Origin of the sequence: Pseudoalteromonas sp. S4492 (assembly GCF_005886115.1) — a bacterium.
Taxonomy (GTDB): domain Bacteria; phylum Pseudomonadota; class Gammaproteobacteria; order Enterobacterales; family Alteromonadaceae; genus Pseudoalteromonas; species Pseudoalteromonas gelatinilytica.
Map to the genome: position 1 here is coordinate 42,239 of NZ_PNCP01000046.1, position 15,756 is coordinate 57,994.

16 protein-coding genes are annotated in these 15,756 nt (G+C 42.7%); 13 read left to right on the forward strand and 3 right to left on the reverse strand.

What is annotated here, in order from left to right:
- Positions 1 to 102 precede the first annotated feature (102 nt).
- Entirely contained in the window at positions 103 to 321 is a 219-nt protein-coding gene (locus CWC28_RS22665; RefSeq protein ID WP_283206559.1) for a YHYH domain-containing protein, read from the forward strand.
- 377 nt (positions 322 to 698) lie between these two features.
- Positions 699 to 1,574: a thrombospondin type 3 repeat-containing protein gene (locus CWC28_RS15820; RefSeq protein WP_212746798.1), complete on the forward strand. Its 876-nt coding sequence runs from the start codon at positions 699 to 701 to the stop codon at positions 1,572 to 1,574.
- 163 nt (positions 1,575 to 1,737) lie between these two features.
- On the opposite strand, the gene groL is transcribed toward CWC28_RS15820, so the two are convergent.
- The 3 genes from groL to CWC28_RS15835 all read right to left on the reverse strand — a co-directional run bounded on the left by groL (position 1,738) and on the right by CWC28_RS15835 (position 4,343).
- A complete protein-coding gene (gene groL / locus CWC28_RS15825; RefSeq protein ID WP_105180678.1) occupies positions 1,738 to 3,384 on the reverse strand; it encodes a chaperonin GroEL in 1,647 nt (548 codons plus the stop codon).
- A 51-nt stretch (positions 3,385 to 3,435) separates the two neighbouring features.
- Positions 3,436 to 3,723, reverse strand: a complete 288-nt coding sequence (locus tag CWC28_RS15830) for a co-chaperone GroES (RefSeq protein ID WP_063701599.1) — start codon at positions 3,721 to 3,723, stop codon at positions 3,436 to 3,438.
- Positions 3,724 to 3,866: 143 nt separating this feature from the next.
- Entirely contained in the window at positions 3,867 to 4,343 is a 477-nt protein-coding gene (locus CWC28_RS15835) for an FxsA family protein (protein ID WP_063701602.1), read from the reverse strand.
- 162 nt (positions 4,344 to 4,505) lie between these two features.
- On the opposite strand from CWC28_RS15835, the gene cutA reads away from it, so the two are divergent.
- The 11 genes from cutA to hflX all read left to right on the forward strand — a co-directional run bounded on the left by cutA (position 4,506) and on the right by hflX (position 15,750).
- Positions 4,506 to 4,826, forward strand: coding sequence for a divalent-cation tolerance protein CutA (cutA, locus tag CWC28_RS15840; protein WP_063701604.1), 321 nt, complete (start codon positions 4,506 to 4,508; stop codon positions 4,824 to 4,826).
- The gene (locus CWC28_RS15845; protein ID WP_105175066.1) at positions 4,826 to 6,652 is read left to right on the forward strand and encodes a protein-disulfide reductase DsbD; all 1,827 of its coding nucleotides are present in this window, start codon (positions 4,826 to 4,828) and stop codon (positions 6,650 to 6,652) included. The genes cutA and CWC28_RS15845 overlap by 1 nt, the downstream gene beginning before the upstream one ends.
- Positions 6,653 to 7,000: 348 nt before the next feature.
- The gene (aroQ, locus tag CWC28_RS15850; protein WP_105175065.1) at positions 7,001 to 7,453 is read left to right on the forward strand and encodes a type II 3-dehydroquinate dehydratase; all 453 of its coding nucleotides are present in this window, start codon (positions 7,001 to 7,003) and stop codon (positions 7,451 to 7,453) included.
- A gap of 30 nt (positions 7,454 to 7,483) precedes the next feature.
- Positions 7,484 to 7,945, forward strand: a complete 462-nt coding sequence (accB, locus tag CWC28_RS15855; protein ID WP_063701610.1) for an acetyl-CoA carboxylase biotin carboxyl carrier protein — start codon at positions 7,484 to 7,486, stop codon at positions 7,943 to 7,945.
- A gap of 23 nt (positions 7,946 to 7,968) precedes the next feature.
- Complete coding sequence (gene accC / locus CWC28_RS15860; protein ID WP_063701612.1) at positions 7,969 to 9,309, forward strand: acetyl-CoA carboxylase biotin carboxylase subunit; 1,341 nt, start codon at positions 7,969 to 7,971, stop codon at positions 9,307 to 9,309.
- 141 nt (positions 9,310 to 9,450) lie between these two features.
- The gene (gene tsaE / locus CWC28_RS15865) at positions 9,451 to 9,924 is read left to right on the forward strand and encodes a tRNA (adenosine(37)-N6)-threonylcarbamoyltransferase complex ATPase subunit type 1 TsaE (protein WP_063701614.1); all 474 of its coding nucleotides are present in this window, start codon (positions 9,451 to 9,453) and stop codon (positions 9,922 to 9,924) included.
- A gap of 66 nt (positions 9,925 to 9,990) precedes the next feature.
- On the forward strand, positions 9,991 to 11,298 hold the full coding sequence (locus CWC28_RS15870; RefSeq protein WP_233999260.1) for an N-acetylmuramoyl-L-alanine amidase: 1,308 nt from the start codon (positions 9,991 to 9,993) through the stop codon (positions 11,296 to 11,298).
- A 23-nt stretch (positions 11,299 to 11,321) separates the two neighbouring features.
- Positions 11,322 to 13,166: a DNA mismatch repair endonuclease MutL gene (gene mutL, locus CWC28_RS15875; RefSeq protein ID WP_138625406.1), complete on the forward strand. Its 1,845-nt coding sequence runs from the start codon at positions 11,322 to 11,324 to the stop codon at positions 13,164 to 13,166.
- A gap of 15 nt (positions 13,167 to 13,181) precedes the next feature.
- Positions 13,182 to 14,099 (forward strand): tRNA (adenosine(37)-N6)-dimethylallyltransferase MiaA, encoded by a 918-nt coding sequence (gene miaA, locus CWC28_RS15880; RefSeq protein WP_082873991.1) that lies wholly within the window; start codon positions 13,182 to 13,184, stop codon positions 14,097 to 14,099.
- A gap of 80 nt (positions 14,100 to 14,179) precedes the next feature.
- The gene (gene hfq, locus CWC28_RS15885) at positions 14,180 to 14,443 is read left to right on the forward strand and encodes an RNA chaperone Hfq (RefSeq protein ID WP_054552435.1); all 264 of its coding nucleotides are present in this window, start codon (positions 14,180 to 14,182) and stop codon (positions 14,441 to 14,443) included.
- 17 nt (positions 14,444 to 14,460) lie between these two features.
- Positions 14,461 to 15,750, forward strand: a complete 1,290-nt coding sequence (gene hflX, locus CWC28_RS15890) for a ribosome rescue GTPase HflX (RefSeq protein WP_063701622.1) — start codon at positions 14,461 to 14,463, stop codon at positions 15,748 to 15,750.
- Positions 15,751 to 15,756 lie beyond the last annotated feature (6 nt).

Consider the following 15,756-nt stretch of genomic DNA (forward strand, 5'->3'; position numbering starts at 1 on the left):
TTAAGCTTTTTGGTGAATTCATGCTAGTATTATTACCTTAGTTCAAATGTAATAGGGAAGTTTGTTTTGAATAAGGTTAAGGTATTATTAGCAGTCGCTCTTTTGGTAAGTTCAGGTCTCAGTGCGCATTCGGGGCGTACTAACGCATCAGGCTGTCATACAAACCATTCCAATGGTAGCTATCACTGCCATAATAAAAAGCGAGCTGATAAGCAAACATATTGCCACATACTTAAAGGTGAAAAGCGTTGTGGATATGCCTATTCAACATGCCAATCGTTGAAAAAGAAGTATGGCGGGGCTTGTGAACTTAGCTATTAGCTTATTGTTCTGTTAAATGGTACAAATAATCTAGACAAAGTAACTTGGACTCGCATGCTATCTTAAATTCTTACTTCTCGAATCCTGTCGATTATTAAGGTGTTGATTTTCATTGCTTTTATTTCTATCCTGTTTTTTGGTTTTAAATTTAAATCTTCGCGGTAACACCAGTAAATTTTTTGTAAATTACTGCTGGTTGTAAATTGACTTTTTTGGGATTGTCTACAAATATTAAGCCGCAGTTTCAGAAAAGCTCGTTTCGCCATGTCTCGGGAATGTTTTATACACCTTATAAAATTGCCTCATACTGCTTCGCTAAACTTCTGGGTGATGTTTGGAATGCACATTCCAACCCTACCAAATTTAAGGATATAAATATGAATAAGCACTTACTTATTTCAGGAGTGGCCTCGTGTTTTGTGTCTGCAGTGGCATTTGCAGATGTGACAGCTATGACTGGAACTATTCACTTACAACCCACAAATGGCAGTATTAATGGTTCGACAATCTCAGTATCGTCTGAGCAGGTTGTATCTGCTGGAACGTTTGGAACTTACACTACGCAGCAAATGTATGATGATGGTTTTCGGACTGAAGATGGAAAATTTGCAATGCAAATGTTCAACTATGGCTCAGGCATAGGCGCATTTGATATTCAACCAAGACCGAGCAGTTATACAATCCTTAATGATGGTGGAGCATCATATGATGTGTATTGGGGATGGCAATATTGGCTAATTTACACAAATGATGCAATGCACGGTACTATTTTGGCTGTATGGGATCAGATGCCAACTTCATTAACTTATTCATGTGATGATTACTGTCTTGTTTCAACTATCAGTGACCCGATAGGTATCGTTGATGAAGATATGGATCAAGACGGTATACCTGATGCTGTGGACAATTGCCCTGAAGTTGCAAACCCTGATCAGCTAGATTTTGATCAGGATGGTCAAGGCGATGTATGTGATGCCGATGTTGACGGCGATGGTGTGAATAATGATCTTGATTATTGCCCTAATACCCCAGCTTCAGAAGCGGTAACTTATGAAGGATGTTCTGTTGAGCAACATATGGCTGCACAATGTGGAGAATCATCAGAGTTTGCTAACCATGGTAAATACGTCAGTTGTGTTGCAAAAGCGGCAGAAGAGCTTTTAGATCAAGCTTTAATCACCGAAGAGCAAAAAGACATGATTGTCAGTGAGGCTGCTAAATCAGATAAAGGTAAACCAAAGAAAGGTAAGTAGCTAAGAGCAGCTCTAATTAAATAGAGTTTAGCAATTTTAAATCAGACTGTGTTTCTATAATCGTAAAAAAGCCCCTAAAAACATTTGTTTATAGGGGCTTTCTTTTGAAGGGGAGGTACCTTCGGGTAATATCTTTAAATAAAGATTTTTACCAGGGGGATGATTACATCATGCCGCCCATACCACCCATGCCGCCCATGCCGCCCATATCAGGAGCACCCGCGTCATCTTTAGGGATTTCAGCAACCATTGCTTCAGTTGTGATCATAAGACCCGCGATTGAAGCAGCGTACTGTAGTGCAGAACGCGTTACTTTAGTTGGGTCTAAGATACCCATTTCGATCATGTCGTTGTACTCGCCAGATGCTGCGTTGTAACCGTAGTTACCTTCACCACCTTTTACTGAGTTAACAACAACTGATGCTTCGTCACCTGCGTTCGTTACGATTTGACGAAGTGGTGCTTCCATCGCACGAAGTGCAACTTTAATACCGTGGCTTTGGTCTTCGTTGTCGCCAATAAGCTCAGCAAGTTTGCTAGCTACGCGAACTAATGCAACACCACCACCCGGTACAACACCTTCTTCAACCGCTGCGCGAGTTGCGTGTAGCGCATCTTCAACGCGGTCTTTTTTCTCTTTCATTTCGATTTCAGTTGCTGCGCCAACTTTGATTACTGCAACACCGCCAGCTAGTTTAGCCATACGCTCTTGTAGTTTCTCTTTATCGTAGTCAGACGTTGCTTCTTCGATTTGTGCTTTGATTTGTGCAACACGGCCGTTGATGCCCTCTTCTTCACCTGCACCGTCGATGATTGTTGTGTCATCTTTAGTGATTACAACGCGCTTAGCTGTACCTAGGTCTTCAACTGTTGCTTTTTCTAGCTCTAAACCGATTTCTTCAGAAATAACGGTACCGCCAGTTAATACGGCGATGTCTTGTAGCATCGCTTTACGACGGTCACCAAAACCTGGCGCTTTAACTGCAGATACTTTAACGATGCCGCGCATGTTGTTTACTACAAGCGTTGCAAGCGCTTCGCCTTCAAGGTCTTCAGCAATGATAAGTAGAGGCTTGCTAGCTTTAGCTACGGCTTCTAATGTAGGTAGTAACTCACGAATGTTAGATACTTTTTTGTCTACAAGTAGAATGAATGGGTTGTCTAGCTCTACTGCGCCTTTTTCAGCGTTGTTGATGAAGTAAGGAGACAGATAACCACGGTCAAACTGCATACCTTCAACTACGTCTAGTTCGTTTTCTAACGACTGACCTTCTTCAACTGTGATTACGCCTGAATCACGGCCTACTTTTTCCATTGCTTCAGCAATGATGTTACCGATTTCGCTATCAGAGTTAGCAGAAATAGTACCTACTTGTGCAATTGCTTTAGCATCGGCACAAGGAACAGAAAGTGCTTTAAGTTCTTGAACAGCAGCGGCAACAGCTTTATCGATACCACGCTTAAGGTCCATTGGGTTCATACCCGCTGCAACTGCTTTTAAGCCTTCGTTTACGATAGCTTGCGCTAATACAGTTGCAGTTGTTGTACCGTCACCTGCAGCGTCATTCGCTTTCGACGCTACTTCTTTAACCATTTGTGCGCCCATGTTTTCGAACTTGTCTTCAAGCTCGATTTCTTTTGCTACAGATACACCGTCTTTAGTGATCACTGGAGCGCCGAATGATTTGTCTAATACAACGTTACGGCCTTTAGGACCTAAAGTTACTTTTACTGCGTTTGCTAAAATGTTTACGCCAGTTAGCATTTTGCCACGTGCGTCACCTGCAAAAAGTACTTCTTTTGCTGCCATGATTTAATTCCTCTTAAATTCTGTAAACGGGTTGCTAAATGAAAAGTAGGATTAGCCTACAATGCCTAGAATGTTATCTTCACGCATGATCAGGTACTCTTGACCTTCGATCTTTTCAACTTTTTCAACATAAGAGCCGAACAGCACAGTGTCACCGGCTTTTACTTCTAATGCTCTTACTTCACCGTTGTCTAAAACGCGGCCATTACCAACAGCGATAACTTCTCCGCGAGTTGATTTTTCAGCTGCAGAGCCAGTTAATACAATACCGCCAGCAGACTTAGTTTCTTCTTCTAGACGCTTAACGATGACGCGATCATGTAAAGGACGAATGTTCATTTATTTAGTTCTCCTAACAGTTTCTGAACAGTACAGAAAAAATCTTATGTTATTGCAGGGGAGTGCTAAGCCACCCGTTGCGTTTCATTGCCTTCATTAATGGGGGTGGCTTAAAAAAATCCAAGTACAAAAATTAAAAAATTTTAATCTTTTCGCTCAAATTCACCATCAATAGTTGTAGGTTGATGGTTTGGCTCTTCATGAGCGGCTGCTTTGCTATGATATTGGAAGTGTGCAGAGCCTTGATTTGCTTGCGTACTCATACGCACTGTCGCTTGGCTGGCAAGGCCTGCAGCTAGTTTGTTGCGGATTGCTGGCGTGAGTAATAAAAAGCCAAAAAAGTCAGTCATAATGCCAGGTGTCATTAATAAAACGCCGGCGATAATCACACATAAACCAGTAAATAATTCTTTTGCAGGCATTTGCCCTTGTGCCATTTGTAATTGCACGTTTTGAATCGCGCCCATGCCTTGCTGCTTCACTAATTTCGCACCGACAATCGCGGTCACAATCACAAGCGCTATGGTGGCAAAGCCGCCGATTACTTCACTCACTTGAATGAGTAACGCAATCTCCACAATCGGCACTAAAATAAATAACAAAAACAAAAATCTAAACATAACGCTCTCTAAAAAATGTCATTCTCTTTCGAGTCAGTGAAATATAAATAGGGGTGAGCAGGTCATTTTTCAAGGTGGAACCTAGGATCACCTTGCTCGCTACACATTATAGTTACTATCGGCTACTATGGTGCGACTCACGTAATCAAACAAAGGTTCCTTATGACTACGCATTTTCGACTTATTTTTACTACTTGTGCGAATGAGGCTGAAGCCCGTCAGTTGGCACAACATCTAGTTAAAGAAAAGCTAGCGGCTTGTGTGAACATTATGCCTACAATCGAATCTATTTACATGTGGGATGGCGAGATAACTCAAGCTACAGAAAGTAAGTTACTGATCAAAACAAAGTCAGAAAAAATGAATGAAGTGATCCAAACTATCAAGAAATTACATAGTTATGAGATACCAGAAATTCAGGTCGTTGATGTAGCAACAGGCAATTTAGCCTATTTTAATTGGATGGATGAGGTACTTAATTAATGCGATCGTTCCTTTTATTACTGTGCGCACTGTGGCTTGTGCCGGCCAGTGCAAGTAATAACAATTTACTTGGAAATCTATTACAACCTGCTGAGCAAACATTTCTGCCAGTTGATCAGGCCTTTGTTTTTGATTTTGACCAGCAAGGCAAAACCTTATTTATTGGCTGGGATATAGCGCCTGATTATTACCTCTATAAAAAGAAAGTCGAAATAATTGCTAAAGGCGCTGATATTGAAATCCCAGATCTTGGCAAAGGGCAAATCATAGAGGATGAGTTTTTTGGCAAAACCGAGGTCTTCTTTAACTCATTGAGTGTGGTAACTAAGCTCAGTAATGTTACGGAAGGGGCGGTTGTTAAAGTGCGTTTTCAAGGCTGTGCTGAAGCTGGACTTTGTTATCCGCCAGAAGTTAGAACCATTCCTTTATCTGTCATTGCTGGCGAGCAAGTTTCACAAACCGCGTCAGCGGGGAATGCGCTGGCGGCATTAACACAAGCAGCTGATACCAATGAGGCATCAACAAACGTTTCTCAAGAAGTAGCAAAACCAGCTGGTGAGCAGTCATATACCGATAAACTGGCATCGCAGGGCTTATTGACCAACCTAGTAATCTTCTTTTTAGTGGGTATTGGTCTGGCTTTTACGCCTTGCGTATTTCCAATGTTTCCGATTTTGTCGAGCCTTATAGCGGGTCAGCAGAACTTATCGACTAAAAAAGCGTTTTCGCTGTCGTTTGTTTATGTGCAAGGGATGGCCGTTACCTATGCTGCACTGGGCTTAGTGGTTGCATCATTAGGTGGTCAAGTACAAGGGTACTTGCAGCACCCAACGGTGTTAATTAGCTTTAGTATTTTGTTTGTATTGCTGGCGATGTCGATGTTCGGCTGGTACGAAATTAAGCTGCCTAGCGGCATGATGAATAAGCTTACTCAGGTAAGTAACCAGCAAAAAGGCGGTAACTATGTTGGCGTATTTATGATGGGTGTGTTGTCTGGTTTGATTGCGTCACCTTGTACAACAGCGCCATTGTCTGCTGCTTTACTCTATGTAGCGCAAAGTGGTGACTACCTGGTCGGTGGTTTAACACTTTATGTACTCAGTTTAGGCATGGGCTTACCGCTATTATTACTGGGGACTTCTGGCGGTAAATTACTACCCAAAGCCGGTGGTTGGATGGAGCAAGTGAAAACGTTATTTGGCTTCATCATGCTGGTCGTTCCGCTAATTCTGCTTGAGCGTATTGTTGATATTGAAATCATTTGGTTAATGGCGGGTTTATTAGCACTTGCGACCGCACTTTATTTACACCATTGGCAAAGTGCGCAATCACAAGGCAAGCTAAAAACAGCACTCTGGTTTGCTGCAACTTTACTGGTTGTGACGGGGGCGAGCCTAACGAAAAATTATTTTTGGCCGAGTAAAGCGGTAGTTGCCGAAGCCGCAGCACAAACACATGGTTTTAAACAAGTTGCTAATTTAAGTGAATTGAAAGACGAAATTGCAGCTGCAAGTAGCGAAGGGCGCTTAGTGATGGTCGACTTATACGCAGACTGGTGCGTCGCGTGTAAAGAGTTTGAACACTACACGTTTCCTGATACGAATGTTCAAGCACAGTTTGCTCACTTTGAGTTAATCCAAATCGATTTAACCGAAAGTGATGCAAAAACAATTGAGCTAATGGAAGAGTTCACAGTCTTTGGTTTACCGAGCATTCTGTTCTTTGATACTCAAGGTAATGAGCTTTTAGAGCAACGCGTAACTGGCTTTTTAAATGCCAAAGACTTTGCTGAGCATTTAGCAAAAGTACGAAATAGCGCTAAATAAACGCAAACGTGCAAGAAAATAGCGAAACGCCACTCATCTGAGTGGCGTTTTTGTTTCTGTCTCGTAAAAAATGGTGGTTTTCAATGAAAAGTCGTAATTTCACTTGGTGAAGTTCAATTTATCAGCAGGAAAATGCTCAGAATGACCTTGTTGTGTGCCTTGCTGTGCCTGCCTTTGCCGCGAATAGGTAGTGATTAGACCAGTATTTTGCTGCTATTTACGTCGAAATATCTATAATAGGTGGTTAACGTGAGAAATAGTTGCTATTTTACATCAACACGCTTAGGTTAAGCGTGGGTTTATGGTGAATATGGTTAAACTGCTTACTTATAGGATATATCGCGTATTATGGCTGCAAAATTCAAACTTTTAGTTCTAAATGGGCCAAATTTAAACATGCTTGGCAAGCGTGAACCAGAAAAGTACGGTACTCAATCTCTTGATGAGATTATAGCTGAACTTAGTCAGGTTGCTGCCGGTCACAATGTTGAATTAACGCATTTCCAAAGTAACAGTGAAGCAGCATTAATAGAACGTATTCACGATGCATGGCAAGTGGTTGATGCAATTATTATTAACCCTGCTGCATTTACGCATACTAGCGTAGCCTTACGGGATGCATTGCTTAGTGTAAACATTCCCTTTTACGAGGTGCATTTAACTAATGTGCATGCTCGCGAAGCATTCCGCCATCATTCGTATTTTTCGGATGTGGCACAAGGCGTCATTATTGGATTAGGAGCAATGGGTTATAAGGTGGCACTTGAAGCTGCTGTTAGCCGGTTGCAAAACACACATTAATTTTTAAATAACTAACAGGCGGGTCGATCAATGGATATTCGCAAGATCAAAAAACTTATCGAACTAGTAGAAGAATCTGGTATTGCTGAATTAGAAATCACTGAAGGTGAAGAATCAGTACGCATCAATCGTAGCAACATGGCTGCAGCACCTGCAATGCAGTATGCGCCGCAACATTTTGCAGCACCTGCTCCAGCGGCGGCACCAGCTCCAGTAGCTGAAGCACCAGCAGCAGACGCAGCGCCAGCAGCACCAACAGGTCACCAAGTTAAATCACCTATGGTTGGTTCATTCTACTCAGCAGCTTCTCCTGAAGCAGCGCCTTATGTAGAAGTAGGTTCAAAAGTAAATGTTGGCGACACGTTATGTATCGTTGAAGCAATGAAGATGATGAACCAAATCGAATCTGATAAAGCAGGCACAGTAAAAGCTATCTTAGTTGAAAATGGCGAGCCAGTAGAATTCGATCAACCTTTATTCATCATTGAATAATAGCGCAACAAAAGGCCAACTCTATGTTAGATAAAGTAGTCATTGCAAACCGAGGTGAAATTGCACTTCGCGTACTGCGCGCCTGCAAAGAGCTTGGGATCAAAACTGTTGCTGTGCATTCAACGGCAGACCGTGATCTTAAGCACGTGTTACTGGCAGATGAAACAATTTGTATTGGTAAACCAGCTGCAAGCGAAAGTTACCTAGATATCCCGCGCATTATTGCAGCGGCAGAAGTAACAGACGCGGTTGCTATTCACCCAGGTTATGGTTTCCTTTCGGAAAATGCAGACTTTGCTGATCAAGTTGAGCAAAGTGGCTTTGTATTTATCGGCCCTAAAGGCGACACGATTCGTCTAATGGGTGACAAAGTTTCTGCAATCGAAGCGATGCGTAAAGCGGGTGTACCATGTGTACCAGGTTCTGACGGCCCATTAACCGCAGACAACGAGCGCAATATTCAAATCGCTAAGCGTATTGGTTACCCTGTAATCATTAAAGCAGCAGGCGGCGGCGGTGGTCGTGGTATGCGTGTTGTGCGCAGCGAAAAAGAATTAGTAGATTCAATTGCACTAACGCAACAAGAAGCGAAGCAATTCTTCGGTAACGGTATGGTTTACATGGAAAAATTCCTTGAAAACCCACGTCATATCGAAGTTCAAGTACTTGCTGACGGTCAAGGCAATGCAGTTCACTTAGGTGAGCGTGATTGTTCTATGCAACGTCGTCACCAAAAAGTAGTTGAAGAAGCACCAGCACCAGGTATTACAGCTGAAATGCGTAAGTTTATCGGTGACCGTTGTACACGTGCGTGTATCGAAATCGGTTATCGCGGTGCAGGTACGTTCGAATTCTTATACGAAAACGGCGAGTTCTATTTCATCGAAATGAATACCCGTATTCAGGTTGAGCACCCAGTAACAGAAATGGTCACTGGCGTTGACTTAATCAAAGAACAGCTAAAAATTGCTGCTGGCCAGCCATTATCATTCACACAAGAAGATGTGGTTATTCGTGGTCATGCAATTGAGTGCCGTATTAATGCGGAAGACCCAGAAACATTCATTCCTTCACCAGGTAAAATCACGCGATTCCACCCTGCTGGCGGTTTAGGTATTCGTTGGGACAGCCACATCTATGCAGATTACACAGTACCACCTCATTACGATTCAATGATTGGTAAGCTGATCTGTTACGGTGAGAACCGTGATGTAGCGATTGCTCGTTCACGCAATGCGTTAAATGAATTAGTCATTGATGGCATCAAGACCAATACACCACTGCACAAGAAAATCTTGGCAGATGAGAACTTCCAAAACGGTGGTACAAACATCCACTACCTTGAGAAGAAACTAGGTCTGTAAACAAAATTCTGTTTAAGCTAAAAAGCCGGCAACTTTGCCGGCTTTTTTATGTCCAATTAGGCATAAGAGCGATTCTCGCCTTACAAAAATATTCTGGTATGATTAACAAAGTAATGTTTTTTCGTTTTTCATGAGGTAATAATGACCGACAGTGTTGGTTTTCCACTCGCTGATGAAGCAGCAACGGTTAATATGGGTAAGCAACTTGCCGCATTAATGGAGCAAGGAGCTGTTATTTATTTACACGGTGACTTAGGTGCCGGTAAAACAACATTAACCCGTGGTATCGTGCAAGGTTTCGGTCATCAAGGTAAGGTTAAGAGTCCAACTTATACACTGGTTGAGCCTTACCAATTAGCTAAAGCTGATGTCTATCACTTTGATTTGTATCGCTTAGGTGATCCTGAAGAACTTGAATATATGGGAATTCGCGACTATTTTTCACCACAGGCTATTTGTGTTGTGGAATGGCCAGAAAAAGGCGGCGAATTTATCCCAACACCGGATCTTGATATCACCCTACGCTATGAAGGCGAGGCGCGTGCGATTACTATTAACAGCTTAACTGACCGCGGTCAGGCAATTGTTAAGCAACTTAAGAGCGCGCAAGAATAAACAAATAAAAATAAAGGTGTACGAGTAAAAATGGGTCGTTGTACGTTTAAACTATTAACTATTTTAATGTTTTTGGTTGTGAGCCAGATTGCGCTTGCACAAAATACGATTAATAGCGTACGTGTTTGGCCCTCACCAGATAGCACCCGTGTGGTATTTGATCTAAATGACAAGCCAGATTACAGCTATTTCATGCTGAAGAACCCAGCCCGTTTAGTGATTGACTTAAAAGATACTGATAAGCTTGATAGCTTGCCTGATATCCCTAAAAAGCATCAGATACTCTCAAAACTGCGTTACTCAAAACCAAAAGATAGTAAAAGTGTACGGTTTGTTTTTGAATTAGCGCGAGCCACTAAACCAGTGGTGTTTGCCTTATTGCCTACCGATCCTTACAAACACCGTTTAGTCGTTGACCTTGTAGACAAAACACCGAAAGCTGAGCCTGTGGCTGCAACGAATACCAGCGTTAAAAAGCGTGAGCTACAGCAAGAGCGTGATATCGTTATTGCGATTGATGCGGGTCACGGTGGTGAAGATCCTGGCTCAATTGGGCCATCGGGCACTTACGAAAAAGATATCACGCTACAAATAGCCAAGCGCTTAGAGCGAATGATAGATGCTGAAAAGGGCATGATTTCGCGTATGGTGCGCCGCAGTGATTACTTTGTAAATTTAAATACGCGCACCAGTATTGCGAGAGAGAAAAAAGCAGACTTTTTTGTCTCGATCCATGCAGATGCGTTTACCAGCCCGCAGCCAAACGGGGCCTCTGTGTGGGTGTTATCGCTTCGTCGTGCTAACTCAGAAATCGGTAAATGGATCGAGGATAAAGAAAAGCACTCCGAGCTTTTAGGTGGTGCAGCTGGGGTATTAAAAGATACTGCGAGTGAAAAATATTTAGCTCAAGCGCTATTAGATATGTCGATGGACCACTCAATGAAAACGGGCTTTAGTGTCGCAGAAGAAGTGGTGAGTGAATTAAAGAAAGTAGCCAAACTACATAAAAAAGTGCCGCAGGCGGCCAGTCTTGCTGTATTAAAATCGCCAGATATCCCGTCTATTTTGGTCGAAACCGGGTTTATTTCGAATCCACGTGAAGAGCGATTATTAAAAACAGCACAGCATCAAGAGCGCTTAGCTAAAGCAATTTTCACATCAATTAAAAGTTATTATCTGCAAAATCCACCGGATGATTCATTATTTGCGAAATTAAAATCGCAATTTCCGACTAAACACAAAGTTCGTCCGGGCGAGTCGTTAAGTATTTTGGCAAACAGATACAACACCTCGGTTAGTAAATTAAAAACTGCTAACAACTTAAAATCGAATACTCTGTTTATTGGTCAAGAGCTTGATATCCCCCAAAGCTAGTCAATTTTCGTGTTAGGAACACTATGAGCATAGAAATACTACCCGCGCGATTGGCGAACCAAATTGCTGCCGGTGAAGTGGTTGAACGTCCTGCTTCCGTTGTTAAAGAACTCGTTGAAAACAGTTTAGATGCAGGCGCTACGCGTATTCAAATTGATATTGAACGTGGTGGCCATAAGCTAATTCGTATTCGCGATAATGGATCAGGGATTAATAAAGATGAACTGACCTTAGCGTTATCGCGCCATGCGACGAGCAAACTAAAATCTCTTGATGACTTAGAGAACATTTGCTCGCTGGGTTTTCGTGGTGAAGCGTTAGCATCAATTAGTTCTGTATCTCGCTTAACCTTGAGCTCAAAACCACAACAACAAGAAGCGGCATGGCAAGCATTTGCAGAAGGCCGTGACATGGCGGTACAAGTTAAGCCAACCGCACACCCTGATGGCACCACCATTGAGGTGAAAGACTTATTCTTTAATACCCCTGCGCGCCGTAAATTTCTTCGCACCGAGAAAACCGAGTTTTCACATATTGATGAGCTTATTAAGCGTATTGCGCTGAGTCGCTTTGATGTGTCTATAACGCTTACCCATAACGGTAAGGTCGTGCGTCAATACCGTGCTAAGCCAAACCCTGAGCAAGCGATAAGCCGTGTTGCACAAGTGGCGGGTAAAGCATTTAGTGAACAGGGGCTGCATATTCAATCAGGTGAGGCCGGTTTGATGCTGCGAGGTTGGGTATTACCCGTGGGCTCAGCAAATAGCACACAATATACCTACGTGAATAATCGCATGATGCGCGATAAACTTATTTTGCATGCAATTCGCCAAGCCTTTGAAGAAGTCGCAGGCTCAGAAGAGCTGCCCGGTTTTGTTATTTATATTGATATTGACCCTCGTCAGGTCGATGTAAACGTGCACCCGGCTAAACATGAAGTGCGTTTTCATCAAGGCCGTTTAGTGCATGACTTTATTTTGCAGGCAATAAAACAAGTTGTGGTACCGCTTCAGCATGAGGCCAGTTTTGCCGAGCACAATGACACTGCTTTTCAGCATGTTCCGCTGAATGAGCCACACCTCAGCAGCACGCAGCCAAGTTTTATTCAATCAGCGCCAACAGAGCAGTATGATTATCCGAAATCTGAATTACAGCCAACACGTTCAGCGAGTTATTCAGGGGCAACAGGAGCAGGGCGCTCTGGCAGTGGGTTTAGTGGCGACAGCCAAGGCCGCAGTAAAACATCGCATCAAGATGTAAATGCTTTTTATCAAGGGATCAGTGAGCAACATGCTGCGCATTTTGACCAAGTACGCCCAGAGCCAAGCATTGCAGCCCCTGTTGTTGAGCAAGCTAAGCTTGCCAAACTCATCCACGTACGTGAAGGCGAGTGCGTATTTAGCGAAGACAATCAACTCTTTGCAGCGCACTTTAAGCATGCATTAGCACTCGACTGGCAAGCGCAAGTAGAACAAGCGGGCAGCCTTGATGGCAAAGCTCTATTGTTACCCGTGCGAGTAAATGCAAGCGCTGATGATATTAGCGCGCTAAATACTCAGCAGTCTTGGTTTACCTTACTTGGTTTTGATTTAGTAATAGAAAAACAGTTTGTGATGGTGAAGAAGCTTCCGCCTTGCGTGTATTTACTTGATGTAAGTGATGCTATTGAGCGGCTTATTACTGGCTGTAAAGCTTCTCCAAGTTCACTCGATGAATGGCTAGCTTGGTTAGCTCAGCAAATACCTACACGTTATTACGCAAGTCAGGCCTTTATGGAGCAAGTGGCTCGGTTAGAAAATAATCCACAAACTATGCAACGTTTACGTCAAAAAGCGGTTAAAATAGAACTATCTCAGTTTTTAAATTAAGCAAGGTATTTAGGCTTGAATAACTTACCCGTCATTTTTTTAATGGGACCAACCGCTGCAGGGAAAACAGACTTAGCAATTTCGCTGTGTGAGCATTTAAACACAGAAATAATCAGTGTTGATTCAGCATTAGTCTATAAAGATATGGACATCGGCACGGCAAAACCAAATGCCGAAGAGCTTGCTCGTGCGCCGCATCACTTGATTGATATTATTGACCCAGCAGAAAGTTATTCAGTGGCGGATTTTCGCCGTGATGCAATTGAAAAGATTGATCTATTTCATAAGCAAGGTAAAGTACCTGTATTGGTTGGCGGTACAATGATGTATTTTAAGTCGCTTATTGATGGCTTATCACCGCTACCTGAGGCATCACCTGAAGTCCGTGCTGAACTCGAAAAGGAAGCAAAGCAGTTTGGCTGGCCACATTTGCATAAAGAACTTGTGAAAATCGATCCAGATGCAGCGAAAAAAATGAGCGAAAATGATTCGCAACGTATTAATCGCGCATTAGAAGTGTATCGTATAACAGGTAAAACAATGACTGAGCTGCAAAAACAAAAGCAGCCTGAGCTTCCTTATACTTTCTATCAATTTGCCATTGCGCCTGATGATCGCAGTGAATTACATCAGCGAATTGAAAAAAGGTTTAAAATAATGCTCGATCAGGGGTTTGAAAATGAAGTTTCATCCCTATATAAACGTAAGGATTTACACCCTGACCTACCTTCGATTCGTTGTGTGGGTTATAGACAAATGTGGGATTACATTGCTGGCGAAATTGACTATGATGAGATGGTCTTTCGTGGTATTGCAGCCACACGGCAGTTAGCCAAGCGACAATTGACTTGGTTAAGAGGTTGGCCTGAAGTAACTTGGTTGACCACGGGTGATGAAGAAAACTTGCAACGTGTAGTAAGTTCGCTAAGCTAGTAGTAGCTGGAAGTTTTTTAGCTTTGTTAAATTAGTTCAGCTACTTAATTATAATAACACCTAGAACGAAGGAAAATAACATGGCAAAAGGCCAGTCGTTACAAGACCCATTTTTAAATGCGTTACGTCGTGAGCGCATTCCAGTATCAATCTTTTTGGTTAATGGCATTAAATTACAGGGTAAAATCCAGTCATTTGACCAATTTGTTATTTTACTTGAAAACACCGTGAATCAAATGGTGTATAAACACGCTATTTCAACTGTTGTTCCAGCGCGTTCTGTTAACTTCCAAGGCGTTCAAGGAAGTGATGATTCAGAAGAGCAAGAATCTGGAAATTTTTAAACTTAGGAGCGTAATGCTTGTTTGACCGTTATGAAGCCGGCGAACAGGCAGTTTTAGTTCATATCGACTTACCTAAAGAGGGGGATCGCGAAGATCTTCACGAATTAGAGTTGTTGGTATCTTCTGCTGGTGTTAGTAGTTTGGCGATTGTGCAAGGCAGTCGTCAAGCACCGCATCCGAAACTTTTCGTCGGTACCGGAAAAGCAGAAGAAATCGCTGAAACTGTCAAAATCCACAATGCAGATGTCATCATTTTCAACCATCAACTTAGCCCGTCACAGGAACGCAATTTAGAGCGCGTTTGTCAGTGCCGTGTTCTTGATCGTACGAGTTTGATCCTTGATATTTTTGCGCAGCGAGCGCGTACTCACGAAGGTAAGCTTCAGGTTGAGTTAGCTCAGTTACGCCATATTTCTACTCGCCTGATCCGTGGTTGGACCCACCTTGAAAGACAAAAAGGGGGGATAGGTTTACGTGGTCCGGGTGAAACCCAGCTCGAAACCGATAGACGATTGCTACGTGCAAGAATTAAAAATATTCGTGCTCGTTTAGATAAAGTTGCTGTTCAACGTGAGCAGGGACGACGTGCGCGTACGCGAAATGAAATACCCACTGTGTCACTGGTTGGTTATACCAATGCGGGTAAATCAACGTTATTTAACCGTATTACAGATTCTGATGTGTACGCAGCAGATCAGTTATTCGCAACACTTGATCCAACCTTACGTAAGTTGGATATAGGTGATATTGGGCCAGTTATTTTAGCTGACACGGTAGGCTTTATTCGCCATTTACCTCATGACCTTGTTGCAGCATTTAAAGCGACCTTAACGGAAACCCGCGAAGCGGATTTACAGTTACACGTTATCGATGTGGCAGATCCACGTCGAAAAGAAAATATTGAGCAAGTACAGTCTGTTTTAAAAGAGATAGAAGCAGATGAAGTGCCGCAATTATTGGTTTATAACAAAATTGATGCGCTCGATGACGTTGCGCCACGTATAGATAGAAATGACGAAGGCCAACCAGTACGGGTGTGGTTATCGGCACGAACAGGTGTGGGTTGTGAGCTGCTGAGTGAGGCAATTAACGAGTTACTTGCTAAAAAAATGTTTGCTGACGAGCTAAAATTACCACCTCAACATGGTCGTATTCGTGCAGCACTGTTTAACTTAAACGCAGTTCATCAAGAGAGTTTTGATGAGCAAGGGAACTGGTTACTATCGGTACGCTTGCCAATGGCAGAATGGAATCGCTTGAAAAAAGAGATGGGACAGGATCTCAACTCTTTCATAGCGACTAACTAAAAATCA

Excerpts from the sequence above, each read along its gene's own strand:
- CWC28_RS15835 (WP_063701602.1), bottom strand. The coding sequence starts at position 4,343 with ATGTTTAGATTTTTGTTTTTGTTATTTATTTTAGTGCCGATTGTGGAG.
- hfq (WP_054552435.1), top strand. The coding sequence starts at position 14,180 with ATGGCAAAAGGCCAGTCGTTACAAGACCCATTTTTAAATGCGTTACGT.
- groL (WP_105180678.1), bottom strand. The coding sequence starts at position 3,384 with ATGGCAGCAAAAGAAGTACTTTTTGCAGGTGACGCACGTGGCAAAATG.
- mutL (WP_138625406.1), top strand. The coding sequence starts at position 11,322 with ATGAGCATAGAAATACTACCCGCGCGATTGGCGAACCAAATTGCTGCC.
- CWC28_RS15870 (WP_233999260.1), top strand. The coding sequence starts at position 9,991 with ATGTTTTTGGTTGTGAGCCAGATTGCGCTTGCACAAAATACGATTAAT.
- CWC28_RS15820 (WP_212746798.1), top strand. The coding sequence starts at position 699 with ATGAATAAGCACTTACTTATTTCAGGAGTGGCCTCGTGTTTTGTGTCT.
- accC (WP_063701612.1), top strand. The coding sequence starts at position 7,969 with ATGTTAGATAAAGTAGTCATTGCAAACCGAGGTGAAATTGCACTTCGC.
- accB (WP_063701610.1), top strand. The coding sequence starts at position 7,484 with ATGGATATTCGCAAGATCAAAAAACTTATCGAACTAGTAGAAGAATCT.
- aroQ (WP_105175065.1), top strand. The coding sequence starts at position 7,001 with ATGGCTGCAAAATTCAAACTTTTAGTTCTAAATGGGCCAAATTTAAAC.
- tsaE (WP_063701614.1), top strand. The coding sequence starts at position 9,451 with ATGACCGACAGTGTTGGTTTTCCACTCGCTGATGAAGCAGCAACGGTT.
- cutA (WP_063701604.1), top strand. The coding sequence starts at position 4,506 with ATGACTACGCATTTTCGACTTATTTTTACTACTTGTGCGAATGAGGCT.
- CWC28_RS15830 (WP_063701599.1), bottom strand. The coding sequence starts at position 3,723 with ATGAACATTCGTCCTTTACATGATCGCGTCATCGTTAAGCGTCTAGAA.
- CWC28_RS15845 (WP_105175066.1), top strand. The coding sequence starts at position 4,826 with ATGCGATCGTTCCTTTTATTACTGTGCGCACTGTGGCTTGTGCCGGCC.